23 protein-coding genes are annotated in these 23,539 nt (G+C 68.3%); 14 read left to right on the top strand and 9 right to left on the bottom strand.

Annotation, left to right across the window (positions count from 1 at the left end):
- The first annotated feature begins 3 nt into the window (after positions 1-3).
- The 8 genes from IB236_RS07110 (at position 4) to IB236_RS07075 (ending at position 8,259) form a co-directional block, all read left to right on the top strand.
- Positions 4-807: an exodeoxyribonuclease III gene (locus tag IB236_RS07110; RefSeq protein ID WP_056057754.1), complete on the top strand. Its 804-nt coding sequence runs from the start codon at positions 4-6 to the stop codon at positions 805-807.
- 25 nt (positions 808-832) lie between these two features.
- Positions 833-2,740: a GspE/PulE family protein gene (locus IB236_RS07105; protein WP_192419695.1), complete on the top strand. Its 1,908-nt coding sequence runs from the start codon at positions 833-835 to the stop codon at positions 2,738-2,740.
- A gap of 193 nt (positions 2,741-2,933) precedes the next feature.
- Complete coding sequence (locus tag IB236_RS07100; RefSeq protein ID WP_192419687.1) at positions 2,934-3,482, top strand: molybdopterin-dependent oxidoreductase; 549 nt, start codon at positions 2,934-2,936, stop codon at positions 3,480-3,482.
- Positions 3,463-5,109 (top strand): diguanylate cyclase, encoded by a 1,647-nt coding sequence (locus IB236_RS07095; RefSeq protein ID WP_192419686.1) that lies wholly within the window; start codon positions 3,463-3,465, stop codon positions 5,107-5,109. The genes IB236_RS07100 and IB236_RS07095 overlap by 20 nt, the downstream gene beginning before the upstream one ends.
- A gap of 23 nt (positions 5,110-5,132) precedes the next feature.
- On the top strand, positions 5,133-5,495 hold the full coding sequence (locus IB236_RS07090; protein ID WP_225580994.1) for a response regulator: 363 nt from the start codon (positions 5,133-5,135) through the stop codon (positions 5,493-5,495).
- A 1-nt stretch (position 5,496) separates the two neighbouring features.
- Positions 5,497-6,111, top strand: a complete 615-nt coding sequence (locus IB236_RS07085) for a hypothetical protein (protein WP_056057432.1) — start codon at positions 5,497-5,499, stop codon at positions 6,109-6,111.
- Between the two features lie 161 nt (positions 6,112-6,272).
- Complete coding sequence (locus tag IB236_RS07080; protein WP_056057330.1) at positions 6,273-6,911, top strand: MBL fold metallo-hydrolase; 639 nt, start codon at positions 6,273-6,275, stop codon at positions 6,909-6,911.
- A 244-nt stretch (positions 6,912-7,155) separates the two neighbouring features.
- Positions 7,156-8,259 carry a GGDEF domain-containing protein gene (locus IB236_RS07075; RefSeq protein ID WP_056057327.1) on the top strand — a complete coding sequence of 368 codons (1,104 nt, stop codon included), beginning with the start codon at positions 7,156-7,158 and terminating at the stop codon, positions 8,257-8,259.
- Positions 8,260-8,287: 28 nt separating this feature from the next.
- Here IB236_RS07075 and IB236_RS07070 read toward each other — a convergent pair whose 3' ends face one another.
- The gene (locus IB236_RS07070) at positions 8,288-9,139 is read right to left on the bottom strand and encodes a M48 family metallopeptidase (RefSeq protein WP_192419677.1); all 852 of its coding nucleotides are present in this window, start codon (positions 9,137-9,139) and stop codon (positions 8,288-8,290) included.
- A gap of 130 nt (positions 9,140-9,269) precedes the next feature.
- Here IB236_RS07070 and IB236_RS07065 point away from each other — a divergent pair, with 130 nt between their 5' ends.
- The 3 genes from IB236_RS07065 to IB236_RS07055 all read left to right on the top strand — a co-directional run bounded on the left by IB236_RS07065 (position 9,270) and on the right by IB236_RS07055 (position 12,835).
- The gene (locus IB236_RS07065; protein WP_056057321.1) at positions 9,270-10,664 is read left to right on the top strand and encodes an AmpG family muropeptide MFS transporter; all 1,395 of its coding nucleotides are present in this window, start codon (positions 9,270-9,272) and stop codon (positions 10,662-10,664) included.
- Between the two features lie 150 nt (positions 10,665-10,814).
- Positions 10,815-11,537: a response regulator gene (locus IB236_RS07060; RefSeq protein WP_056057318.1), complete on the top strand. Its 723-nt coding sequence runs from the start codon at positions 10,815-10,817 to the stop codon at positions 11,535-11,537.
- A gap of 41 nt (positions 11,538-11,578) precedes the next feature.
- Positions 11,579-12,835 (top strand): ATP-binding protein, encoded by a 1,257-nt coding sequence (locus tag IB236_RS07055; protein ID WP_192419675.1) that lies wholly within the window; start codon positions 11,579-11,581, stop codon positions 12,833-12,835.
- A 23-nt stretch (positions 12,836-12,858) separates the two neighbouring features.
- Here IB236_RS07055 and IB236_RS07050 read toward each other — a convergent pair whose 3' ends face one another.
- Positions 12,859-14,103 carry a YbfB/YjiJ family MFS transporter gene (locus IB236_RS07050; RefSeq protein WP_056742167.1) on the bottom strand — a complete coding sequence of 415 codons (1,245 nt, stop codon included), beginning with the start codon at positions 14,101-14,103 and terminating at the stop codon, positions 12,859-12,861.
- Between the two features lie 72 nt (positions 14,104-14,175).
- Between IB236_RS07050 and IB236_RS07045 the strand changes: the two genes are divergently transcribed.
- Positions 14,176-15,060, top strand: a complete 885-nt coding sequence (locus IB236_RS07045; RefSeq protein WP_192419674.1) for a LysR substrate-binding domain-containing protein — start codon at positions 14,176-14,178, stop codon at positions 15,058-15,060.
- A 32-nt stretch (positions 15,061-15,092) separates the two neighbouring features.
- Positions 15,093-16,214, top strand: a complete 1,122-nt coding sequence (locus IB236_RS07040; protein WP_192419672.1) for a nitronate monooxygenase family protein — start codon at positions 15,093-15,095, stop codon at positions 16,212-16,214.
- 213 nt (positions 16,215-16,427) lie between these two features.
- Here IB236_RS07040 and IB236_RS07035 read toward each other — a convergent pair whose 3' ends face one another.
- From IB236_RS07035 to radA, 7 genes are read right to left on the bottom strand one after another with little or no spacing between them, the layout of a single operon-like run.
- Positions 16,428-17,402 (bottom strand): glycosyltransferase, encoded by a 975-nt coding sequence (locus tag IB236_RS07035; protein ID WP_056742172.1) that lies wholly within the window; start codon positions 17,400-17,402, stop codon positions 16,428-16,430.
- A gap of 12 nt (positions 17,403-17,414) precedes the next feature.
- Positions 17,415-18,698, bottom strand: a complete 1,284-nt coding sequence (locus IB236_RS07030) for an O-antigen ligase (RefSeq protein ID WP_082564825.1) — start codon at positions 18,696-18,698, stop codon at positions 17,415-17,417.
- A complete protein-coding gene (locus IB236_RS07025) occupies positions 18,695-19,510 on the bottom strand; it encodes a glycosyltransferase family 2 protein (RefSeq protein WP_192419670.1) in 816 nt (271 codons plus the stop codon). Before IB236_RS07025 ends, IB236_RS07030 begins: the two co-directional genes overlap by 4 nt.
- Before the next feature lie 3 nt (positions 19,511-19,513).
- Positions 19,514-19,720: a zinc-finger domain-containing protein gene (locus tag IB236_RS07020; RefSeq protein WP_056057299.1), complete on the bottom strand. Its 207-nt coding sequence runs from the start codon at positions 19,718-19,720 to the stop codon at positions 19,514-19,516.
- Between the two features lie 5 nt (positions 19,721-19,725).
- Complete coding sequence (locus IB236_RS07015; RefSeq protein WP_192419668.1) at positions 19,726-20,664, bottom strand: branched-chain amino acid transaminase; 939 nt, start codon at positions 20,662-20,664, stop codon at positions 19,726-19,728.
- 39 nt (positions 20,665-20,703) lie between these two features.
- Positions 20,704-21,138 (bottom strand): glycerate kinase, encoded by a 435-nt coding sequence (locus IB236_RS07010; RefSeq protein ID WP_108498036.1) that lies wholly within the window; start codon positions 21,136-21,138, stop codon positions 20,704-20,706.
- 49 nt (positions 21,139-21,187) lie between these two features.
- A complete protein-coding gene (gene radA / locus IB236_RS07005; RefSeq protein WP_056057287.1) occupies positions 21,188-22,567 on the bottom strand; it encodes a DNA repair protein RadA in 1,380 nt (459 codons plus the stop codon).
- Between the two features lie 113 nt (positions 22,568-22,680).
- Between radA and hpaI the strand changes: the two genes are divergently transcribed.
- Positions 22,681-23,511, top strand: a complete 831-nt coding sequence (gene hpaI, locus IB236_RS07000; protein WP_192419666.1) for a 4-hydroxy-2-oxoheptanedioate aldolase — start codon at positions 22,681-22,683, stop codon at positions 23,509-23,511.
- Positions 23,512-23,539: the final 28 nt, after the last annotated feature.

Raw genomic sequence — 23,539 nt, 5'->3', positions numbered from 1 at the left:
TCCTTGTTCAAGTTAACCAGCCTCAATCTCAATGGCATCCGCTCGGCCACCAGCAAAGGCGTGGAAAGCTGGATGGCAGCCACGCGGCCGGATTGTATTTGTGTGCAGGAAGTCAAGGCCCAGGCCGCCGACATGGCCAACCGCTTCGAGCGCCTGGCCGACCTGCAGGGGCACTTCCACTTTGCCCAGAAAAAGGGCTATTCGGGCGTCGGCATCTACACGCGGCACGTGCCGTCGGATGTAGTCATTGGCTATGGATCGACCGAGTTCGATGCAGAAGGCCGATATGTCGAACTGCGTTTTGACACGCCCGCCCGCAAGCTGTCGATCATCAGTGCGTACTTTCCCAGCGGCTCGTCGGGCGAAGAGCGGCAGCAGGCCAAATTCCGCTTTCTGGCGGAGTTCCACCCCCACCTCATGCGCCTGAAGGCCGAGCGCGACTTCATCCTGTGTGGCGACATCAACATTGCGCACCAGCAAATCGACCTCAAAAACTGGCGCAGCAACCAGAAGAACAGTGGTTTTTTGCCCGAAGAACGCGCCTGGATGACAAAGTTGTTGCACACAACTGATGAAGGCGGCGGCATCATAGACGTTTACCGTCAGTTACAACCTACCGCCACCGACACCGCCTACACCTGGTGGAGCAACCGCGGCCAGGCCTATGCCAACAACGTGGGTTGGCGGCTGGACTACCACCTGGCCACCCCTGCAATCGCGGCGCTGGCGCGTGCTGAACATATCTACAAGGGCGAAAAGTTCTCGGACCACGCACCCATCACGGTGGACTACGCACTGACCCTCTGAGCCCTGCCCCAGCCCCTCTGCCCCGATGACCGACGCCAGCACCTCCGCCCCGCCTCCCGCCCACAGTTTTCGCCCCCAGAGCGCCGAAGCGCTGTGGCGTCAGATCTCCACCCCCCACCCCACGGTGGGCAAGGCCCGGCACCTGGGCGAGGCGCTGGTCCACGCGGGGCTGCTGTCCACGCCGGACCTGGCAGAGGGCCTGCAGGCGCAGCAGGAGGAGCGCGGCAATGGCGTGCAGCGGCCCATCGGCCAGATCCTGGTGGACCGGGGGGCACTCACCCAGGACCAGTTGCGCAGCGTGATTGCCACCTGGCTGGGTGAATACACCGTGCACCCCGGCGACATCACGCCCGAAGCGCCGGCCCTGGCACTCATCCCCCGTGCCGTGGCCGAGCGCGAATCCGTGCTGCCCCTGATCGCGCGCGATGACGCACTGGTGCTGCTGATGGCCGACCCCTGGGACCGCGTGCTGATCGACGAGATCCGCTTTCTGACCCAGCGGCGGCTGATCCCGCTGCGCGCAGCGCCCGGCACGCTGATGCCCGCCATCCACAAGGCCTACCGCACCCGCCCTGCCGACGCGGGCGGCGCGGCAGCCGGCGCACGCGCCACCTCGCAGGAGTTGCTGACCAACCTGGCCACTGCGTCGCCAGACGCAGACACCGAGCAGGCCGACGTGATCAGCGAGTCGGACAACACCCTGGTGCGGCTCATCAACTCGGTGATTGACGAAGCCATCAGCCACCGTGCGTCGGACATCCACATCGAGACCGAGCCCGCCCCGCACAACGTGCGTGTGCGCCTGCGCATCGATGGCGACCTGGTGCCCTACCTGGAGCTGCCCGCGCGCTACCGCTTTGCGATGGTGGCACGCATCAAGATCATGGCCAGCATGGACATCTCGGAGCACCGCAAACCGCAGGACGGCAAGATCGACTTTGCCCGCTTTGGCGGCCCGCCGGTGGAGCTGCGGGTGGTCACGGTGCCCACCTCGCGCGGACTGGAGGACGTGGTGCTGCGCCTGCTGGCAGGCGCCAAGCCCCTACCGCTGGAGAACATCGGCCTGAGCCAGCCCAACCTGCTGGCGCTGCGCGCGGTGGTGCAAAAAAGCTATGGCCTGGTGCTGGTATGTGGACCCACGGGCTGCGGCAAGACGACCACGCTGCACTCGGTGGTGCGCGACATCAACACCGCAGGCCGCAAGATCTGGACGGCCGAAGACCCCATCGAGATCACGCAGGAGGGCCTGCGCCAGGTGCAGGTGAACCCACGCATCGGCTGGACCTTTGCCGCCGCCATGCGCACCTTTTTGCGCGCTGATCCGGACGTGATCATGATCGGCGAGATGCGCGACGAGGAGACGGCGCGCATCGCCATCGAGGCCTCGCTCACCGGGCACCTGGTGCTGTCCACCCTGCACACCAACTCCGCGCCCGAGAGCATTGCGCGCCTGCTCGAAATTGGCCTCGACCCCTTCAACTTCTCGGACTCGCTGCTGGCCATCCTGGCGCAGCGCCTGGTGCGGCGCCTGTGCACCGCCTGCCGCGAGCCGCGTGTGGCCGACGACGACATGCTGGCGGGCCTGGCGTCGCAGTACCTGGAGAGTGGCACCCACAATACCGCCGAGGCGCGCCAGGCGCAGATCGGACGCTGGCGCCAGCAATACGGCGGCGCCCAGGGCGAGCTGCGGATGTGGCGCCCCGTGGGGTGCGCCAAATGCGAAGGCCACGGCTACCACGGTCGCCTGGGCATCCACGAGCTGATGATGAGTGACGAAGCCATTCGCCAGCACATCCGCCACCGGGCCCCGGCTTCGGACATCCGACACTCTGCGCTCACCGCCGGCATGCTCACCCTGCGCCAGGACGGCATCGAAAAGGTGTTGCAGGGCCTGACCGACATGAGTGAGGTGGTGGCGGCGACCAACCTGTAGCCTTCAGCCCCGGCAGTCACCCACAAGCCCCCAAAAACCGTCAACAATTGTCAAAACCACCCATCTCGCGGCAATTTTCCGTTGGACGGCAGTCGGTTTTCCTGCTTTCACGGGCATAGTCAAGCCGTGCCAGCTGCCGCACCTGGAGCCATTCCAGTCCCCTGCGCGCTGGCTGGATGTGAAAGTGGTGACGATGTTGTTCCGATTCCTGGCTGCCCTGCGGGCCCGCACAGACGCTACCCTGGTGGCCCTGCTCGGACCTTTGAGCCTGTGCCTGCCGCTGTGGGCCCACCCCGCCCCGCTGTGCCCAGCCCCCCAGGGCCGCAGCGTGCTGCAACTGCAGCCTGCCGGCGACGGTCAGGCGCAGGCCTGCGACCTGCAGGCCCTGGAGCGACTGCCAGCGCTAGGCATCACCACCGCCCTGCCCCCCGCGCTGGGCATGGCGGGTACACACCGCTGGACCGGTGTTCCGCTGCGCCACCTGGTGGAGCAGCTCGGGGGCGGCGAACGCAGCCGCATCGTGCTGATGGCCCTGAACGACTATGCCGTCGTGATCCCCTGGAGCGACCTGCTTCGCTACAACCCCGTGCTGGCCTACCGGCGCGACGGCCAGCGCATGGGCATCCGCGACAAGGGGCCACTGATCCTGATCTACCCGTTTGATGCCCACCCCGCTCTGCAGCAGGGCCAGGACTACGTCAACCGCACCATCTGGCAGGTCCATGCTGTCTCCATCCGCTAAGCAGCAGCCCGCCGCCAGCAACACACGCACCACCCACCGGCTGCTGGCCCTGGTGGTGGCCATGGCTTTGGGCACCTCTGCGGCCCTGTGGTGGACGCTGCGCCAGGCCCAGGACCTTGCGCAGCCCCACCAGCAAAACGACCTCTGGTACATCGCCAGCGTGCACAACGAACTGGCGCGGGTGAGTCTGCTGGCGCGCCAGCTGCGGGCCCGGGAGGCCAGCGCGCAAGACCTGGTCGACCGGCTGGACGTGCTGTACAGCACCCTCGACACCAGCGGTCGCGGACCGCGCGTGAGCACCCAGCTGCGCGAGGCACTGCCGGACACCGCACAGGGCCTGGACGGGTTGCGCACTCAGGTGGAGCGCTGGTCGTCGCAGGCCAGCGGCAGCGCCAACGAGCCCGGCAGCACCGCGGCGCGGCGCACGCAGGCGACGGTCGCACCCACCCAGGCGCTGCGCGTGGCCGAAGACATCACCCGCCAGTCCGACGCGCTGCTGGAGCGCCTGCGCCAGGCGGTGGCCACCGTGCACCTGTTCAGCACCCAGCAGACAGACCAGGCGCGCCAGCAGTTGCACCAGCGCTTCATCGTGCTCAGCGTGGTGCTGAGCGCTCTGCTCGTGGGCACCACGCTGCTGATTGCCCGGCTGGTGCAGGATGCACGCGCCGCCAAAGCCGCATCGCGGCAGCTGGCGCAAACCAACCGGGAGCTGGAAGACCGCGTGGCCCGGCGCACGCGCAAGCTCGAAGAAAGCCGCGCGCTGCTGGGCTTCATCCTGGACACCAGCCCCAGCGACGTGCTGCTGGCCGAGGTCGAGAGCGGTCGCGTGCACTTCATCAACCACCGGCTGACCGAGCGCCTGGGGCTCAAAACCGCTCCTCAGACCCTGTTTCTGCCCGACCTGCTGCACGACCCCGACACACGCCAGCGCTTCATGCAGACCCTGGACCAGTACGGGCAGGTCGATGCCATGGAGGCGCAGATCGGCACCCATGCCCCGCGCTGGAGTTCGCTGTCGGCCCGCCTCATCGACGTCGAGGGCCAGCTGGCCCACCTGCTGTGGGGCTTTGACATCAGCACCCACAAGGCCCTGGAGGCCCAGCTGCGCGAACTGGCCACGCGCGATGCGCTCAGCGGCCTGCTGAACCGCCGGGCCTTCATGGAGCGCAGCACCGCCCTGTTCGACCACTGCCGCCGCCATGGACAACCTTGCACCGTGCTGATGATCGACATCGACCACTTCAAGCGCATCAACGACCGGTACGGCCACCAGATGGGCGACACCGCCATCCGCGCCTGTGCCGAGGCCATCGGCCAGGCCCTGCGCGAGGCCGACCTGCTCGGCCGCCTGGGCGGGGAGGAATTTGCCGCGCTGCTGCCCCATGCCAGCGCCGACAGCGCACGCCAAGTGGCCGAGCGCATCCGGGGCGCCATCGCACAGCTGGGCCTGGCGTCGCCTGCAGGGCACCCGGTCACGTTCACCATTTCCATCGGCATGGCTGCCAGCGAGCGGCACCACACAGGCATCGAGCCGCTGATGGCCGATGCCGACGCGGCGCTGTACCGCGCCAAGGCCGCCGGCCGCAACCGGGTGCTGACCCACGATGCGGCGCACCCCGCACTCTGACCTTAACCAACGACACAACAACCATGAGCCTGCGCCTTTTGATTGTGGATGACAGCCGCATGTCCCGCCTGATCCTGCAGGGCCTGGTGCAACAAGCCCACCCCGACTGGACCATCGTGCATGCCAGCAGCGGCGAAGAAGCCTTGCAGCTGGCGCGCGAGAACCCCGTGGACCTGGTTTCCATGGACTTCAACATGCACGGCATGAACGGTCTGGATGCCGCACTGGCGTTGCGCCAGTTGCTGCCCCGGGTGCCCATTGCCATCCTCACGGCCAATGTGCAGAACGCCGTGCAGGAGCGCATCGAGGAAGCGGGTATGGTGTTCATTGCCAAGCCCATCACCGCCCAAGCCGCCCAACAGCTCATCGCCCTCGCAGGAGCCTGACATGCCCATCCAGCTAGACGCCGAACAGATCGATGCACTGAGCGAGATCTTCAACATCGGCGTGGGCAAGGCCGCCGCCGCCATGGGCAGCCTGCTGCGCGACGAGGTGCTGCTGTCGGTGCCGCATGTCAGCGTGTTCACCGTGAGCGAGGCGGCGCAGCAACTGGGCGCCCAGGGCCACCCCATGTATGGCGTGCGCCAGCCGTTTCGCGGCGTGCTCAACGGCGATGCCCTGCTGATCTTTCCAGGCCACCGCAGCCTGGAGATCGTGCGCATCGTCGCCGGGCAGAACGTGCCCAGCGAAGACCTGAGCGCCATCGAGCAGGATGCGCTGACCGAGGTGGGCAACGTGATGCTCAACGCCTGCATCGCCGCCTTGTCCGACCTGCTGGGCCACGAGTTCGAGCTGAGCCCGCCACGGTTCGACATGGGCGACAGCCGCACCATCCTGGGCACCCGCATCCAGAACCACCTGGTGGTGTTCCTGCACATCCGCTTTGAGCTGCTGAGCAGCCAGATCGAGGGCTTTGTGGTGTTCGTGCTCAACACCACGTCGCTCGAGGGCCTGCGCACCGCCGTGAACCGGCTGCTGGGCCGGCCTGTGGACGCAGACTGAGGCCCCAAGCGGCCGCCAAGGTACGGCGGGCGCTGCACAGGCCCTGTGCGAAACTCACGGCTATTGCCTTCCGGCCCTGCCGCCGCCGCGCCAGCCCGCTATCGCCCTCTGGGAGAAAACGGCCCCAGCCCGATGGGCGATGGGTTTACTGCCTCCATCCCATGCTCCGCTACCTCACCGTCCCCGTCACTCCTTTCCAGCAGAACGCCTCCATCGTCTGGTGCGACGCCACCCGGCAGGCCGCCGTGATCGACCCAGGCGGAGACCTGGACACCTTGCTGGCAGCGGTGGAAGAACACGGGCTGACGCTGTCCCAGATCTGGCTCACCCACGCGCACATTGACCACGCCGGCGGCACGGGCGAGCTGGCCCAGCGCCTGTCGCTGCCCATCGTCGGCCCCCACCCGGGCGACCAGTTCTGGATCGACGGGCTGCCGCAGCAAAGCGCAATGTTCGGCTTTCCGCCCGCGCAGCACTTCACCCCAACGCGCTGGCTGCACGACGGCGACACCGTGCAGATCGGCAACGAGACGCTGGCCGTGCGCCACTGCCCCGGCCACACGCCCGGCCATGTGGTGTTCCACGCGCCGCAGATCGACCGAGCGTTTGTGGGCGACGTGCTGTTTGCGGGCAGCATTGGCCGCACGGACTTTCCCCAGGGCAACCACCAGCAGCTCATCGACAGCATCACGCAGCGGCTGTGGCCCATGGGCAACCAGACGGTGTTCATTCCTGGCCACGGGCCCGAGAGCACCTTCGGGCGCGAGCGGCAAAGCAATCCCTACGTGGGCGGGACCTGAGCACAGACCATTAATGCTCTCTTATTCATAGCACGCCAGGCATATTCCACTACCGGATCCAGTTGATTTGGCTTTAAATGGGTTGCCGGAGGCCGTCACAGGCCCTGGTTGCGTGCTCCGCGCCGCCGGGTGCCCAGCGGCGATCAGACCCCGGGATACCAGCCAGTTCGCCGCCCCCCCGACACCGCCGGGGGCTACGATGGAGCGGTTTGCCACCTCTGCAGGCCGCCCGTGCCCCCGTGCCATGACCCCATCCAACGCGCCGCGCCCCCCGCTTGAACCCCAGCGCGGCTCCAGCCTCGCGGGCAAGGCCTACTGGGCCATGGTGCAGCGGGTTGCGCTGACGGCCGCTGCCATCGACGCGGGCTACATCCTGCTGTTTCTGTGGTTGGGCTCGATGCCGCTGGCGGCCGTGAATGTGCTGAGCATCGCCATGTACCTGGGCGCCTACCGGCTCATCCAGAAGCGCTACAACACCGCTGCACTGGCCCTGATCTGGCTGGAGGTGATCGGGCACTCGGCCCTGGGCTCGCTGCTCATCGGCTGGGAGAGCGGCTTTCACTACTACCTGCTGATGTTCATCCCCGCCATCGTGATCGCCAACACGCGCGGCTATGCCGCGCCCATGGTGCTGGCCCTGCTGGCCTACTACCTAGGCCTGCACATGCTGAGCGACGCCGTGGGGCCGCTGGACCCGCTGCCCGCGCACAGCGTGAAGATCGTGAACTGGGTGCACATCTGCGTGGTGTTTGCCATGTCGGCAGCGCTGTCGGCGTTCTACCGCCGCACCATCCTCATTGCCGAGGCGCGCCTGCGCAAGCAGGCCACGCGCGACCCGCTGACCGGTCTGGCCAACCGCAGCCACTTTGACGCGCAGGCCACCGAGGCGCTGGAGCGCAGCCGGCGCAGCGGTGTGCCGGTGACGCTGCTGCTGTGCGATGTGGACCACTTCAAGCGCGTGAACGACCAGTACGGCCACGCCGTGGGCGACCAGGTGCTGGTGGCCATGGGCCAGGTGCTGGCCGACAACCTGCGCGAGGGCGATGTGCTGGCGCGCTGGGGTGGCGAAGAGTTTCTGGCACTGATGCCCGCCAGCCCGCTGGACGCCGCCAGCGCCACGGCCGAGCGCATCCGTGCCGCTGTCGCCCGGGCGCCACTGCCCGTCGGCCCCGAGCCGTTGGCCCTGACGCTGTCGTTTGGCGTGGCCCTGGTGCACGGGCCCGACGACCTGCAGGCCGCCATTGCCCGCGCAGACCAGGCGCTGTATGCCGCCAAACACGCGGGGCGCAACCGGGTGCAGCTCGCGGGGGAAGACGCCGCCAGCAGCACCCTGGCGGCTCAGTCTTAGAGGCTGAGGGCCTGCGGAATCTCGCAGGTCAACCGTTGCGGCGCGCGGCCTCGTACAGGCCTTGCACCTTGGGCACGTTCTGCTCCAGCTCGCGAATGCGCGCGGGGCCCGATGGGTGGGTGGACAAAAACGCCAGCCCGCCTTGTTTGCTGCCGCTGGCATTGCCCATCTTCTGCCACAGGCTCACGGCGGCCGACGGCTGGTAGCCCGCGCGCGCGGCCAGCTCCAGCCCCACCAGGTCGGCTTCGCTTTCGTCCGAGCGGCTGAACTGCAGCGTGAGCAACTGCCCGCCCAGACCGGCGGCCGCCTGCCCCAGGTCGCCCAGCCCCAGCAGCTGCGAGCCCAGTCGCAGCGCCAGGTTGGTGCCCTGCGTCTTGGCGATGCGCTCACGTGCGTGCTCACGCAGCGCATGGGCCATCTCGTGGCCCATGATCATCGCGGCCTCGTCGTCGGTGAGCTTGAGCTGGTCGAGGATGCCGGTGTAGAACACAATCTTGCCGCCGGGCATGCAAAACGCATTGATCTGCGAGCTGCCGATCAGGTTGACCTCCCACCGCCACTGGCGGGCGCGGTCGTTCCAGGGCGTGGCGTACGGGATCAGCCGCTTGGCGATGGCGTGCAGGCGCTGCAGCTGGGGGTGGTTGTCGGGCGCCAGCGCGCGCTTGGCGCGGGCCTGCTCCAGCATCTGGCGGTACTGCTGGGCGGCAGACTGCTCCAGCGTCTCGGCGGGCACGAGCTTGCGCAGGCTGGATGCCGAACCCACGTCCACCTGCGCCAGCACCGGCGTGGCCGCAGCGGCGCCCGCTGCCAGCAGGAACGCGCGGCGTGCGGACCAGGGGGACGACGGCGCGACGGAAGGAGCGGGGCAGAAAAGACACATACAAGGCAATCCCAGAAGGAATAATGAGCAGCGCTGGCACACAACACACCAGAGCCTGCCGCGCAGATGGAGGCTGACAGGATGGCTACAAGGGTGCGTCGGCGATGATAGACAAAACCCCCGCTCGCCCATGTCAGACACCTCCACATCTTCCACCCCCAGCCTCGCTCCCGCTACCGCCCCGGACAAGCCCCCGCGCACCCCCTGGCTGCAAACCCTGCGCGTGTACCTGGAGCCCGCCAGCCTGCGCATGCTGACGCTGGGGTTTTCGGCCGGGCTGCCGCTGCTGCTGGTGCTGGGCACGCTGAGCTTTCGCCTGCGCGAGGCGGGCATCGACCGCAGCACCATCGGCTACCTGAGCTGGGTGGGCCTGGCCTACGGCTTCAAGTGGGTGTGGGCGCCGCTGGTGGACCGCATGCCCATCCCGGTGCTCACGCGGCTGCTCGGGCGGCGGCGCAGCTGGCTGCTGCTGGCACAGCTGGTGGTGGTGGCGGGACTCATCGGCATGGCGCTGGCCGACCCGCGCCTCACACTGGGCCCCATCGTGTGGTGCGCGCTGGCCGTGGCGTTTGGCTCGGCCACGCAGGACATTGCGCTCGATGCCTTCCGCATCGAATCGGCCGACGCCAACCACCAGGCCGCGCTGGCGGCGTCGTACCAGACGGGTTACCGCCTCGCGATGATCTGGGCCGGAGCCGGTGTGCTGTGGATTGCCGCGCGCTCCGAGGTCGCGCCCGCGGCCGGCCAGGCCGTGGCCCTGGGTGCCGCCGCGTACCAGAACGGCGCCTGGCAGGCGGCCTATCTGGCCATGGCGGCGTCGATGGCCGTGGGCGTGGTCACCGTGTTGTTTTCGCGTGAACCTGCACCCGTGGCGCTCCCCCCCGCCAAGAACGCTGCCGAGTGGATCCAGGGCGCACTGGTGGCCCCGTTTGCCGACTTCCTGCGCCGCTACGGCTGGCATGCGGCGCTCATCCTGGCGCTGATTGCCGTGTACCGCATCAGCGATGTGGTGATGGGCATCATGGCCAACCCGTTCTACGTGGACATGGGCTACACCAAGGACGAAGTGGCCGCCGTGACCAAGATCTATGGCGTGATCATGACGCTCGCTGGCGCCTTCGTGGGCGGCGTGTTGTCCATGCGCTTTGGCGTGATGCGCATCCTGATGCTGGGCGCCATCCTGAGCGCCGCCAGCAACCTGCTGTTTGCCTGGCTGGCGGGCCACGGGCACGACGTGACGGCGCTGATTGCCGTGGTGTCGGCCGACAACCTGGCCAGCGGCATTGCATCGGCCGCGTTCATCGCCTACCTGTCGAGCCTGACCAACGTGAGCTACTCGGCCACGCAGTACGCGCTGTTCAGCTCGATGATGCTGCTGCTGCCGAAGTTCGTGGCGGGCTTCTCGGGCGACTATGTGGATGCGTTTGGCTACGCCCAGTTCTTCACCTCCACGGCGCTGCTGGGGCTGCCGGTGCTGGTGCTGGTGTGGCTGGCATCGCGCATCCAGAAGGTCGGTGGCGCCTGATTCATATGCCCAGAAAGCTACCAAATCAATAGCAACTTCTGAAGCCTCTCGCCACCCGGTTTACCGGAACTTTACGGGGGCTTCAACACGGGGAGACGGCTGGGCCGGACCATGAAGACAGTTTCAAAGCCTCGCTACTACACTGCCCCCATGAGCTCCCAACTGCTGATGATCGAAGACGACGCCCGCCTCGCGCAGATGGTGGGCGAGTATCTGGGCCAGTCGGGCCTGCAGGTCACGCACCGTGCCGATGGCAAGAGTGGCCTGGCGCAGCTGCAGGGCCCTGATGCCGGGCCGCTGCCCGACCTGGTGATCCTGGACCTGATGTTGCCCGACATGGATGGACTGGAAGTGTGCCGCCGCATCCGCTCGCTGCAGGGCAACGCGGCGCAGGTGCCGGTGCTCATGCTCACCGCCAAGGGCGACCCCATGGACCGCATCATCGGGCTGGAGCTGGGTGCTGACGATTACCTGCCCAAGCCCTTTGAGCCCCGCGAGCTGCTGGCCCGCATCCGCGCCATCCTGCGCCGGCGCACGGATGGTGGCGGCGCGGCCGCTGCCACCCAGGTGTTGCGCTTTGGCACGCTGGAGATCGACCGCGACGCGCGCACCGTGACCGTGGCGGGGCAGCTGGCGGACCTCACCTCGTACCAGTTCGACCTGCTGGTGGCATTGGCCGAGCGCGCGGGCCGGGTGCTCACCCGCGACCAGATCATGGAGGCCGTGCGCGGCCGCGAGCTGGAGGCGTTTGACCGCTCCATCGACGTGCACATGGGCCGCATCCGCGCGGCCATCGAGGCCGACGCCAAGAACCCGCGCCGCATCCTCACGGTGCGCGGTGTCGGTTATGTGTTTGCCAAGCAGCAAGATTGACCGCTGACGCAGCCCCCGCTGCCTGCGCTGTCGCCCCACGCATGTCCTTGACCAACCCTTTTTCCCGCCGTCTTTATCTGCGCATCTGGCTCGCCGTGGTCGGCGGCATGGCGGTGCTGACGCTCACCGTGGGCTGGGCCTGGCGCATTGCCGAGGAACAAAAGGCCCAGACCAACCAGCCGTTTGTGCCGCCCTCGCGCGAGATGGCGGTGCGCGACCCGGCGGGCAACCTGGTGCTGCGCGGCATGGCCACGCGCCAGCCGTCCGAGCCGGGCGAGGTGGTGGAATTCCACATCGAGGCGGAAAACGGCCAGATCTTCACCCTGCAGATGGCGCCCCGCCAGCCCCGCACGGGCCGCAACGGCGGCCGGCCCGGGGGGCCCGGCCAGGACGAGGCGGCTTTCTGGACCCGCCCGCCCTTCGGCTTCTTGTGGCTGCTGGGCATCGTGGGTCTGGCGGTAGCGGTGGGCGTATACCCCATCATTCGCCGCCTCACGCAGCGGCTGGAGGCCTTGCAGCGCAGCGTGAAGAAGTTTGGCGAAGGCGACCTGTCGGTGCGGGTGCCCGAGCAGGGCCAGGACGAGGTGGCCGACCTGGCGCGCCAGTTCAACGCAGCGGCCGAGCGTGTGGAAACCCTGGTCAAGTCGCACAAGTCGCTACTGGCCAATGCCTCGCACGAGCTGCGCTCGCCCCTGACCCGTATCCGCATGGGGCTGGAGCTGATGGGTGGCCAGCAGCCTTCCCCCGCCTTCCGCGAAGAAATCCTGCGCAACATCGCCGAGCTGGACCAGCTGGTGGACGAGATCCTCCTGGCCAGCCGGCTCGACGCGCGCGAGGCCGACGTGGGCACCGTGGAACTGGTGGACCTGATTGGCCTGGCCGCCGAGGAATGCGCGCGGGTGGACGCCGACCTGGACGTGAGCGCGAGCCCCGATTCGCTGGAGGTGCGCGGCGTGGCGAAGCTGCTGCGCCGGGCGATCCGCAACCTGCTGGAAAACGCACGGCGCTACAGCACCGGCGAGATCACCGTGGTGGTGCACCGCCGCCAGGGCCGCGCCGAGGTGCATGTGTGTGACCACGGCCCGGGCGTACCACCCGGCCAGCGCGAGCGCATCTTCGAGCCCTTCTACCGACTGCCGGGCGCCAGCGAGCGCGCGGGCGGCGTGGGCCTGGGGCTGGCGCTGGTGCGGTCGATTGCCGGCCGCCACAACGGCACCGTGCACTGCCAGGACCGTGCTGACGGCGACAGCGGCGCGTGTTTTGTGCTGGCGCTGCCGCTGGCACCATCCACGCACTGATCGGCGCCTGCATCCGCGTGTGCTCAACGCGCTGCCGGGCGGGGCGCCAGGGGCCAGCGCCAGGCCATGGCGGCATACAGCACCGCACCCACCCCGAGCGCTGCGGCGGCCACAGCCAGCCCGTAGACAAAGCCCTGCCCCTGCGTGGCCGCGTGGTGCAGCATCCACGCCACCATGGGCGGGCCCACGATCTGACCGATGCCGTAGGCCGCCGTGAGCAGCCCCGGAAAACTGTCGCCCGCCGCAGGCCACACGCGCCGCGCCTCCTGCAGGGCGTAGAAGGTGATGGCAGTGAACGGCAAGCCCAACAGCAGGCTGCCCAGCGCAAAGCCCGCAGGCCCCGGCCACACCAGGCTGAGCGCGATGGCCCCGGCCTGCACGACGTAGGCTGCCATCAGCAGCCAGCGCCGGTCCCACGCGGCCGGGGTGCGGGTGGACAACGCCGCGCCCAGCGCCACGCCAGCACCAAACAGCGGCCAGAACAGGTCGGGCCAAGGCGACCCCGCAGGCAAGGCAGCGCGCGCAATCACGGGCAAAAAGGTGGCCGTGACGATGTAGCCCAGCCCTGCGAGCCCATAGGCCAGCGTGAGCCCCGTGCGCGCCCAGAACCCGTGGCCGGGGGTGGAGCCGTCCACCACCGGGCCGGAGGCTGCGGCCGACCCGGGCATCGCCACACCCCGCAGCACGGGCCAGATGGCAGCGCACAGCCCCACACTCAGCAGCCCGAACACCGCCCAGCCCGCTGCGGCGGGCCACTGCAGCGCCACCATGGCACTGGCCGACAGGCCGGTGAGCACGATGCCCAGCCCCGGGCCACAAAAGATCAACCCACCCAGCGCGGGCTGGCCCAGCGCCACCAGCCGCAACATGCACCACACCGAGACGTTCAAGAACACCAGCGCACTGGCAACCCCCGCTGCAAACCGCAGCGCGGGCCAGGCGCCCGGCAGCGGCAGCGCCATGCCCAAGGTGAGCAGCACCGTGGCCGCGAGCCCCCAGCGTGCCAGCCGCGCCGCATGCCATCGCTGCCGCGCACGGGGCGCCACCCAGGGCAGCGCCATGCACGCCAGCGCCCCGATCAGGTACCCAAGGTAGTTGGCTGTGGCCAGCCAGCTGCCGCCCGCCAAGGTGACCACGCCGTCGTGCAGCATCATGGGCAGCAGCGGGGTGAAGGCAAACCGGCCCACGCCCATCGCCACCGCCAGTGCGGCCATGCCCGCCAGTGCTACAGCCAGGGGACGGTCTTGGGGGGCGGTGCGCGGTTCCATGCAGGCGGTTTCCAGTCTATGATTCTGTTTTGAGATTTATTTTTTATTAATCATCTCATAACAAGAATATTTATGGATCTGGCAGCGCTCGAAATATTCCGCGCCGTCGCGCTGGAAGGCAGCGTGACCCGCGCGGCCGAACGGCTGGGCCGCGTGCAGTCCAACGTGACCACGCGCGTGCAACAGCTGGAAGAGCAACTGGGCGCCACGCTGTTCCTGCGCGAGGGCAAACGCATGGTGCTGACGCCTGCCGGGGAGGCACTGCGCGGCTATGCCGACCGCCTGCTGGCGCTGGCCGAAGAGGCTCGCCAGTCGGTGCACCCCGGCCAGCCCGGCGGCCGGTTGCGCCTGGGCGCCATGGAAAGCACGGCCGCCGCACGCCTGCCGCAGCCGCTGGCCCGGCTGCATGCACAGTGGCCGGATCTGGTGCTGGAACTGTCCACCGCCCCCTCGCGCCAGCTGGTGGAGCAGGTGCTGGCCCACACCATCGACTGCGCACTGGTGGCCTGGCCGCCGCCGGGCATCGACGCCGAGGCGCCGGTGGAGCGCACCGCCGTGTTTGCCGAGGCCCTGCTGCTGGCCCTGCCCGCCGACCACCCGCCCGTGCACACGCCCCAGGACCTGCAGCTGGACACCCTGGCCGCCTTCAGCCCCGGCTGCACCTACCGCCGCATGGGCGAGGCCTTCATGCAGCAAAAGGACGGCAGCCCGCCGCGCGTGCTGGAGCTGGCCTCGTACCACGCCATCCTGGCCTGTGTGGCCACCGGTCGCTGCGCGGGTGTGGTGCCCCAGGCCGTGATCGACCTGATGCGCGAGCCGCCTGCGCTGCGCCTGGTGCCTTTGGCCACCTGCGACACGGTGCTGGTGCACCGGCGCGGCTACCAGTCGCCTGCGCTGGACGCGCTGCGGACCGCACTGACCTCCGGCGAAGCACACCGCCCCGCCGCATCGACCTGACCCCTCCCCCACAGATCGCACAAGGAGCCCCCATGTCCGCCGCCTTCACCACCCACCTGGGCCTTGCGCTGCCCATCATCCAGGGCCCGATGACCGGGTCGGACACGCCTGCGCTGGCTGCCGCCGTGTCCGAGGCCGGTGGCCTCGGCATGCTGGGCTGCGGCATGCGCTCGCCCGCTGCCATGGCCGAGGCCGCCGCCGAGGTGCGCCGCCGCACCGACCGGCCCTTTGGCATGAACCTGTTTGTGCAGGCCACGCCCACGCCGGACGACGCCACGGTGCAAGCCGCACTGCAGCGCCTGGCGCCGTTCTACGCGGAGTTCGGCCTGGTGCCCGAGCGGCCCGCACATTGGTGTGAGGACTTCGCGGCCCAGTTCGACGCCCTGGTGGCTGCACGGCCGGCCGTGGCCAGTTTTACCTTCGGCATCCTCACGGCGGCGCAGGTGGCACGGCTGCAAGCGGTGGGCAGCACGGTGATTGGCACCGCCACCACGCTGGCCGAGGCGCAGGCCTGGGCCGGCGTGGGCGCGGATGCCGTCTGCGCCTCCGGCATGGAAGCCGGGGGGCACCGGGGCACCTTTCTCACCCCTACGCAGCCCGGCGCCACCGGTGCGGCGCCGTCGCTGGCCGACTTTGCGGCCAGCATGGTGGGTACGCTGCCGCTGGTGGCGCAGTGCGTGCAGGCCCTGTCCATCCCGGTGATCGCTGCGGGCGGCATCATGGACGGGCGCGGCATTGCGGGTGCGCTGGCGCTGGGCGCCCAGGCGGTGCAGATGGGCACGGCCTTCCTGACCTGCCCCGAGTCGGCGATTGGCCCGGCGTACCGTGAGGCCCTGGCACGCGCCCAGGCCACCGACACGCGCACCACCCGCATCTTCTCGGGCCGGCCGGCACGCGGCATCGTCAACCGCATGATGCAAGCCCTGCAGGCCGACGAGGCCACCGTGCCGCCCTACCCCGTGCAGAACGCACTGACGGGCGCGCTGCGCCGCGCGGCCGCCCAGGCGGGCCAGGCCGACTGCCTGTCGCTGTGGGCGGGCCAGGGGGTGGCCCAGGTGCGGCCCATGCCAGCGGCGCAGCTGGTGGCGTTACTGGCCCAGGAGTGGCAGCAGGCCACCGCGCCGCGTGGAAACTCCACTGTCGGCCACCAATAGCTATTATTTCTATAGCATTAGAGGCATGTTGAACTAGCGCTTGCGGCCAAAAATGCCCCAGAACCCGCGCAGTAGCCTCCCCGATATGAGCAGGGCGTTAAAAACTGGCGCGCCGTGAAACCCGTGCCGCCGTGGAGCTGGCTTTGCCAGGCCACGGGTGGCGTCCCCCTCCCGCAGGAGAGGGGGAAGGTGCGAAGCACCTCAGGGGGTGCCTCACTGCCTCCAGGGCAGTTCGCGCGCAGGGCCCTGGATCACGGGCGGCTGGGCATTGAGGGTTTCGCCCGCCAGCACCCGTTCGTACATGCGCAGGTAGTTGCGGGCCATGCGCTCGGCGCCAAAGTGCTCGACCACATGCTGGTGGCAGGCGCGCGGGTCAAAGCGGTTGCCCCGCACCGCCTCGGCCAGCACCGAGGCCTGGTCGGACAGCACACCGCAGTGCACGGGCACCAGCTCCGGCAAGGCGCCGTAGGGGGTGGAGAACACGGGGCAGCCAAAGTACAGGCTCTCGATCACGGCCAACCCGAACGGCTCGTGCCAGCGCACCGGAAAGATCAGCCCGCGCGAGGCGTTGAGCAGGCCCGTCTTCTGCGTGCCGCCCACCATGCCGTGAAAGTGGATCTTGCGCGACAGCGTCCAGCGAAAGCCGCGCTTGAAATTGATGCGGTTGCCGCCCAGCACGTCCAGCTCCACCCCGGCCATCTTGGCCACCTTGATGGCGCCGCGCACGTTCTTCACGCCCCAGGCCGCCTTGCCCAGGAAGTGGTAGTGCGAGCGCGGGCGGTCAAAGTCCACCGGGCCATAACCCGCCCAGTCCAGCCCGTTGTAGACGAATTCGCTGGAGCCATAGCGCGCCGCGTGGTCGCGCGACAGGAACACCGTGTTGCGCGGAAGCGGCTTGGGCTTGCGGGCGTTGCCGTGCTCGGTCACCAGGTAGGGTTTGGACAGCTCGGAGCGTGGGTTGAACTGGAAATGCGTGATGTCCACGTCGGCCGGGATCTGCCCCTCCCAGGGCTCGTCGGGCCGGATGGGCAGCACCTGGCCGAAGTCGCAGGTCGAGCCCTCAGGCACCAGGTAGCTCACGCGGTGGCCTTGCTGCACCAGCGTCTTGCCCAGGTCCCAGATCACGCGCTCGGTGCCGCCGTAGCCATACACAGGGATGGGGGAGTTGTTGACCAGCAGGATGTGCATGGCAGAGGTCCTTCAGGAAAGAGCGACGGCCTGCCCGGGTGCCTGCAGCCGCTGGCGCTCGCGGCCTTGCAGGATGGCCAGCACCAGCATGCCCATGAACAGGTAGAACATGGTGCCGCTGTTGTGCCCCAAAAACACCTGGGTCGTGCCAAAGCCCATGTAGGACACGGGCAGCAGCACCCCGATCATGCGCAGGCACAGGCCCTCGGTATCCAGCACGCCCGCACTCCCCGGGAACACGCGCCGCCGCGTGGGCCAGAACAGCACCAGGGGCACACCATAGAAAAACAGCAAGACCACCACGCCGGGGATGCCGCGCTTGGCAAAGATGTCCAGCACCTCGTTGTGGGCGTGGCTGAACTGCAAAACAATCGGGTGGGCCTCGCCGGCAGCCACCCGCCGCTGCTTCTCGGCCTCGTAGCCGTAGCGGCCCCAGCCGGTCCAGGGGCGGTCCAGGCCCATGCGCCAGGCCAGGCCCCAGTGCGCCAGGCGCTGGCCCACCGAGCTGGCCGCGTCGCCCCGCGACTCGTACTGCGTGATCTCCTGCCGCGCCTCATCCACGCGCAGGCGCACCTCGTTGGCCTTGAAGGCCATCAGCCCGGCCGCACCCGCCACGACCAACACGCCGCCCACAAGGGCCAGCTTGCGCTGGCCACAGCGGGCCTGCAGCCAGGCGCACAGCAGCAACGCCAGCGGCAGCACCACCCAGCCCCCGCGCGACTCGGACAGCAGCGATCCCTCCAGGCCCAGCAGAATGCCCACCGCCCAGCCTGCACGCTGCCAGGGCTTCCAGCGGTCCCACAGCACCAGCAGCGCGACCGAACACATCAGCCCCAGCAGCAGGCTGAGCCCGCCGTACTGGATGGCGTTGGTAAAACCATTGGCGCGCGGCAGGTGCAGCACCATGGCCTGGTACAAACCGATCAGCCCCGCGCCGCAAGCGCCGACGGCGATACCGGCCCAGAGCCAGCGCACCCGCGGGGGATAGGCCAGCACATACAGCAGGCACGGCAGCGCCAGCAGGTACTTGGCAGGCCGATCCAGGTTGGACCAACTGCCCTGGGCCGGGTCAAAGTCGAGGGCCCAGACCGTGCCCATCGCCACGATGGAGGCCAAAAGCAGCCAGGCATCGCGCCCCGGCCGGCGCCGCAGCCACACCCCGGCGGTGGCCAGGCTGCACAACAGCAGCACCACCGCCCCCCAGGAGTAGCCCGAGCGCACCCACAGCGCCATACCCGGCACCATGAAGGCCGCCGCGCCCGACAGGCGCACAAAAATTTCGTCAGCTTTGGTCAACGGCGCACGCTCTCGCTCAGTTGCTGGTGGTCGTACTCCAGGGCGGCGTACCGGAAGAACGCCTCCAGTGCCACAAACAGACAATACAGAAAACCCGCCCCGCCACACAAAAAACCCAGCCGAAACACATACAGGCGCAGGAACATGCTGGTGCCCGAGGCCAGGCCCCGCACCACGCCGCCCTTCTTGCCCGCCGCCGCCCGCTTGGCGGCACCGAGCATCGCGTACTGGGTGAGCTTTTCCAGGCTGCCGCGCACCGTGGTGCGCGAGTAGTGCAGCAGCCGCGCCTCGATCAGACGGCGCGGCACGGTGCCACCGCCCGGTGGCGGCAACAGTTCGGCCTGCTCGTGCACCACACCCGTGAACTCGCGGACCATGGCGCGCACGAACAGGCGCTCGATCTGCGATTGCGAGCGAAAGTGCCTGAGTTCGTGCCCGTAGGCCACCATGCGCCAGCGGATGCTCCACACGGCCTGCGCACCAGAGCGCACGATGGCCTGCAGCTCCTGGGCGAACGCAGGCGTCATCACCTCGTCGGCGTCCAGAAAGAAGATGTAGTCGCCCCGCGCGTGGGCCAGCAGCCGGTTGCGCTGCACGGCAAAGCCCTGCCAGTCGGGGTAGTTGTGGACTTCGGCGCCCAGGCGTAGGGCGATGGCCACGGTGTCATCGGTGCTGCCGCTGTCCACCACCAGCAACTGATCGGCAAACGCGGCGCTTTGCAGGCAGGCTTCAATGCGGTGCGCCTCGTTGAGGGTCAGCACCGCCACGGTCAACGTGGGCGGCGGCGTAGCGCCGCCGACTGCAACCGGCATCAATCAGTGACCAGCGTGTACGTGCTCACCGGCCTTCAGGCGGTACACCGTGCCACAGTAAGGGCACTTGGCTTCACCCGTGCGGGCTACGTCCAGGTACACCTTGGGGTGGCTGTTCCACAGCTTCATGTCGGCCTTGGGGCTGGGACAGAAAACGCCGCCTTGGGCGTTCAGGTCTTTGGCCAGGAGTTCAACGGTTGCTTGCGACATGTTCTTCAGACCTTGCTCAGCCAGTGGGCGTATTTCGGATTGCGGCCACCGACGATGTCGAAGAAGGCGCTTTGGATTTTTTCGGTGATCGGGCCGCGCGATCCGCTGCCCAGCTCGATCCGGTCGAGTTCGCGGATGGGCGTGACTTCAGCGGCTGTGCCGGTGAAGAAGGCCTCATCGGCGATGTACACCTCGTCGCGCGTGATGCGCTTTTGCACGATCTCCAGGCCCAGGTCCTTGGCGATGTGGAACACGGTGTTGCGGGTGATGCCGTTCAGGGCGCCGGCCGACAGGTCGGGCGTGTAGATCACGCCGTTCTTGATCACAAAGATGTTTTCGCCCGCGCCTTCGGACACAAAACCCGAGCTGTCCAGCAGCAGGGCTTCGTCGTAGCCGTCGTCCGTGGCTTCCATGTTGGCGAGGATGGAGTTGGTGTAGTTGCTCACCGCCTTGGCCTGCGTCATGGTGATGTTGACGTGGTGGCGGGTGTAGCTGCTGGTCTTGACGCGGATGCCGCGCTTGAGGCCTTCCTCGCCCAGATAGGCGCCCCAGGCCCAGGCAGCGACCATCAGATGAATCTGGTTGCCCTTGGGCGAAACACCCAGCTTTTGCGAGCCGATCCAGGTCAATGGACGCAGATAGCAGGATTCGAGCTTGTTTTCGCGCACCACAGCTTTCTGGGCCTCATTCACCTCTTCCTTGGTGAACGGGATCTTCATGCGCAGGATCTTGGCGCTGTTGAAGAGGCGGTCGGTGTGCTCTTCCAGGCGGAAGATCGCCGTGCCATCGGCGGTGTTGTAGGCGCGCACGCCTTCGAAGGCGCCGCAGCCGTAATGCAGGGTGTGGGTCAGCACGTGGATCTTGGCGTCGCGCCAATCGACCATCTGGCCGTCCATCCAGATCTTGCCGTCACGGTCGGCCATCGAGGGAACTACGGGGCTCATGGGTGTCCTTTGGTTGCTGTGGGTCGCAAAACCAGGATTTTACGGGGCGGCGGGCGGCGCGCCTTCTCCATCAGCGGCAGGGTTGTCCTGGGGGCGGACCAGGGTCCACACCACCAGCTTGCCCTGCTGGAACTCGCAGGTGACGTGCGAGCGGGTGCCGTCGGTCCAGCGGTAGACCTCGGGCTGCACGTTTTCGGCCGACACGCGCTCTCCCAGCGCCTGGGTCATGGCCACCACGTGCATGAGGTTCACGCCCTTCGTCAGCCGGGCGTTGAGCATCACGGCGCTGCCCACATACCCGATGGGGCGCTTGGCGGCCTTTTGCATCACGCTCATCAGCCGCGTGAAGTGCAGCAGGCCCCACATGACCAGCCCACCGGCCACGGCAGCCACCCCGGCCCAGCCGTAGGCATAAAAACCAAACCCGATCAGGGCCACCGCCCCCAGGGGCACCAGAATATTGCGCAAGTTCATAGGTCGAGATTGTCTTATGGCGCCATGGACATGGCGCTGTGGGCATTGCTTACAGACCGCGCACCACGTTCATGGCCTCTTCCACCCGCTCGACGGCGTGGATGGTCAGCCCTTCGATGGGTTTTTTGGGCGCATTGGCCTTGGGCACCACGGCCACGCTGAAACCCAGCTTGGCGGCTTCCTTCAGGCGTTCCTGCCCCCGGGGCGCAGGCCGCACCTCACCGGCCAGCCCCACTTCGCCAAACGCCAGAAAGCCGCGCGGCAGCGCCTTGCCCCGCAGGCTGGAGGTGATGGACAGCATCACCGCCAGGTCGGCGGCCGGTTCGCTGATGCGCACGCCCCCCACCGCATTCACAAACACGTCCTGGTCCATGCAGGCCACCCCCGCATGGCGGTGCAGCACGGCCAGCAGCATGGCCAGGCGGTCCTTGTCCAGGCCCACCGACAGGCGCCGGGGGCTGGGGCCGCCACTGTCCACCAGGGCCTGGATCTCCACCAGCAGCGGGCGTGTGCCCTCCAGTGTCACCATCACGCAGCTGCCGGGCACGGGCTCGGAATGCTGGCTCAAGAAGATGGCGCTCGGGTTGCTCACGCCCTTGAGGCCCTTCTCGGTCATGGCAAACACGCCAATTTCGTTGACCGCGCCGAAGCGGTTCTTGATGGCCCGCACCAGGCGAAACTGGCTGTGCGTGTCGCCTTCGAAATACAGCACCGTGTCCACCATGTGCTCCAGCACGCGCGGCCCCGCCAGCGCACCTTCCTTGGTCACATGGCCCACCAGAATGACAGCAATGCCCGTGCCCTTGGCCATGCGCGTGAGGTGCGCCGCGCATTCCCGCACCTGGGCGACGGAGCCCGGCGCGCTGGTGAGCTGGTCGGAGTAGGTGGTCTGGATGGAGTCGATGACCACCACGGCAGGCTGCGTGGCCTCCACGGTCGCCAGAATCTTTTCGAGCTGGATCTCGGCCAGCAGCTGTACCTGGCTGCCGTCGATGCCCAGGCGCCGCGAACGCAGCGCCACCTGCGCTCCGCTCTCCTCGCCCGTCACATACAGCGTGGGCAGGCCCGCGCGCTGCAGCGCGTCCATGGCCTGCAGCAGCAGGGTCGATTTGCCAATGCCCGGATCGCCCCCGATGAGCACCACGCCCCCTTCCACAATGCCGCCGCCCAGCACACGGTCCAGCTCGTCGATGCCGCTGGGGGTGCGGGCCACGTCCTGGGCCTCGATGGCCGCCAGCGGCAGGACGGGCTGCGCGTTGGCCAGGCCCGCGTAGCCTTGCGGCGTGCTCAGGCGGTTCTTGCCCGGCCCGGCCTCGGCCACCTGCTCGATCAGCGTGTTCCAGGCGCCGCAGGACGGGCATTTGCCCAGCCAGCGCGGGCTGGTGCCGCCGCACTCGGTGCAGGTGAACGTGGTTTTTTCTTTGGCCATGGCAGGTGTCGGTGAGGCGCCCCGATGCAGGGGCAGCCGACTATAGCGGCCATGCCCACATCGATCCGCCGCAGCCCGTACGATGGCGGGCTTGGCACCGCACGGAGTTGACATTGCAGACACCCACCAACCGCTTCAAACAGGCCATGGCCCAAGGCCAGGCGCAAATCGGCCTCTGGCTCGGGCTGGCCAACAGCTACAGCGCCGAAATCCTCGCAGGCACCGGCTACGACTGGCTGCTGGTCGATGGCGAACATGCGCCGAACGACCTGCGCTCCATCCTGCACCAGCTGCAGGCCATCGCCAGCGCCACCAGCGCCCTGCCCCCCGGAATGCAGGCGCCCCACCCCATCGCCCGGGTGCCGGTGGGTGACACGGCCCTCATCAAACAGTACCTGGACATCGGCGCACAGACCCTGCTGGTGCCCATGGTCGATACGCCCGAGCAGGCCCAGCAGCTGGTGCGCGCCACGCGCTATGCGCCAGAAGGCGTGCGCGGCATGGGCAGCGCACTGGCCCGCTCGTCGCGCTGGCAGGCGTACCCGCAGTATGTGCACGAGGCCAACCAGCAGATCTGCCTGCTGGTGCAGGCAGAAACGGTGGAGGCCATGGCCCACCTCGATGCCATCGCCGCCACGCCCGGGGTGGACGGCGTGTTCATCGGCCCGGCCGACCTGTCGGCCTCGATGGGCCACCCGGGCAACCCGGGGCACCCTGACGTGCAGGCCGCCATCCACGACGGCATCGCGCGCATCCTGCGCGCAGGCAAGGCGCCGGGCATCCTGGCCACCACCGAATCACAGGCGCGCCAGTGGCTGGCAGCGGGCGCGCTGTTTGTGGCCGTGGGCGTGGACACCATGCTGCTGGTGAGTGCTGCGCAGGAGCTGCTGGCACGCTACCGCAGCGCGACCGACGCCACCCCCACCCGGCCCGCAGGCTACTGAACTTTTCTTCCTTCAGACTCAAGGACAG

It is taken from the genome of Acidovorax sp. ACV02 (assembly GCF_014851475.1).
In the GTDB taxonomy this organism is placed as follows: Bacteria; Pseudomonadota; Gammaproteobacteria; order Burkholderiales; family Burkholderiaceae_C; genus Acidovorax; species Acidovorax delafieldii.
This window is presented reverse-complemented; position numbering and strand designations above follow the sequence as displayed.

Coding starts and splice junctions, on each gene's coding strand:
- IB236_RS07105 (WP_192419695.1), top strand. CDS start 833: ATGACCGACGCCAGCACCTCCGCCCCGCCTCCCGCCCACAGTTTTCGC.
- IB236_RS07100 (WP_192419687.1), top strand. CDS start 2,934: ATGTTGTTCCGATTCCTGGCTGCCCTGCGGGCCCGCACAGACGCTACC.
- IB236_RS07095 (WP_192419686.1), top strand. CDS start 3,463: ATGCTGTCTCCATCCGCTAAGCAGCAGCCCGCCGCCAGCAACACACGC.
- IB236_RS07090 (WP_225580994.1), top strand. CDS start 5,133: ATGAGCCTGCGCCTTTTGATTGTGGATGACAGCCGCATGTCCCGCCTG.
- IB236_RS07085 (WP_056057432.1), top strand. CDS start 5,497: ATGCCCATCCAGCTAGACGCCGAACAGATCGATGCACTGAGCGAGATC.
- IB236_RS07080 (WP_056057330.1), top strand. CDS start 6,273: ATGCTCCGCTACCTCACCGTCCCCGTCACTCCTTTCCAGCAGAACGCC.
- IB236_RS07075 (WP_056057327.1), top strand. CDS start 7,156: ATGACCCCATCCAACGCGCCGCGCCCCCCGCTTGAACCCCAGCGCGGC.
- IB236_RS07070 (WP_192419677.1), bottom strand. CDS start 9,139: ATGTGTCTTTTCTGCCCCGCTCCTTCCGTCGCGCCGTCGTCCCCCTGG.
- IB236_RS07065 (WP_056057321.1), top strand. CDS start 9,270: ATGTCAGACACCTCCACATCTTCCACCCCCAGCCTCGCTCCCGCTACC.
- IB236_RS07060 (WP_056057318.1), top strand. CDS start 10,815: ATGAGCTCCCAACTGCTGATGATCGAAGACGACGCCCGCCTCGCGCAG.
- IB236_RS07055 (WP_192419675.1), top strand. CDS start 11,579: ATGTCCTTGACCAACCCTTTTTCCCGCCGTCTTTATCTGCGCATCTGG.
- IB236_RS07050 (WP_056742167.1), bottom strand. CDS start 14,103: ATGGAACCGCGCACCGCCCCCCAAGACCGTCCCCTGGCTGTAGCACTG.
- IB236_RS07045 (WP_192419674.1), top strand. CDS start 14,176: ATGGATCTGGCAGCGCTCGAAATATTCCGCGCCGTCGCGCTGGAAGGC.
- IB236_RS07040 (WP_192419672.1), top strand. CDS start 15,093: ATGTCCGCCGCCTTCACCACCCACCTGGGCCTTGCGCTGCCCATCATC.
- IB236_RS07035 (WP_056742172.1), bottom strand. CDS start 17,402: ATGCACATCCTGCTGGTCAACAACTCCCCCATCCCTGTGTATGGCTAC.
- IB236_RS07025 (WP_192419670.1), bottom strand. CDS start 19,510: ATGCCGGTTGCAGTCGGCGGCGCTACGCCGCCGCCCACGTTGACCGTG.
- IB236_RS07020 (WP_056057299.1), bottom strand. CDS start 19,720: ATGTCGCAAGCAACCGTTGAACTCCTGGCCAAAGACCTGAACGCCCAA.
- IB236_RS07015 (WP_192419668.1), bottom strand. CDS start 20,664: ATGAGCCCCGTAGTTCCCTCGATGGCCGACCGTGACGGCAAGATCTGG.
- IB236_RS07010 (WP_108498036.1), bottom strand. CDS start 21,138: ATGAACTTGCGCAATATTCTGGTGCCCCTGGGGGCGGTGGCCCTGATC.
- radA (WP_056057287.1), bottom strand. CDS start 22,567: ATGGCCAAAGAAAAAACCACGTTCACCTGCACCGAGTGCGGCGGCACC.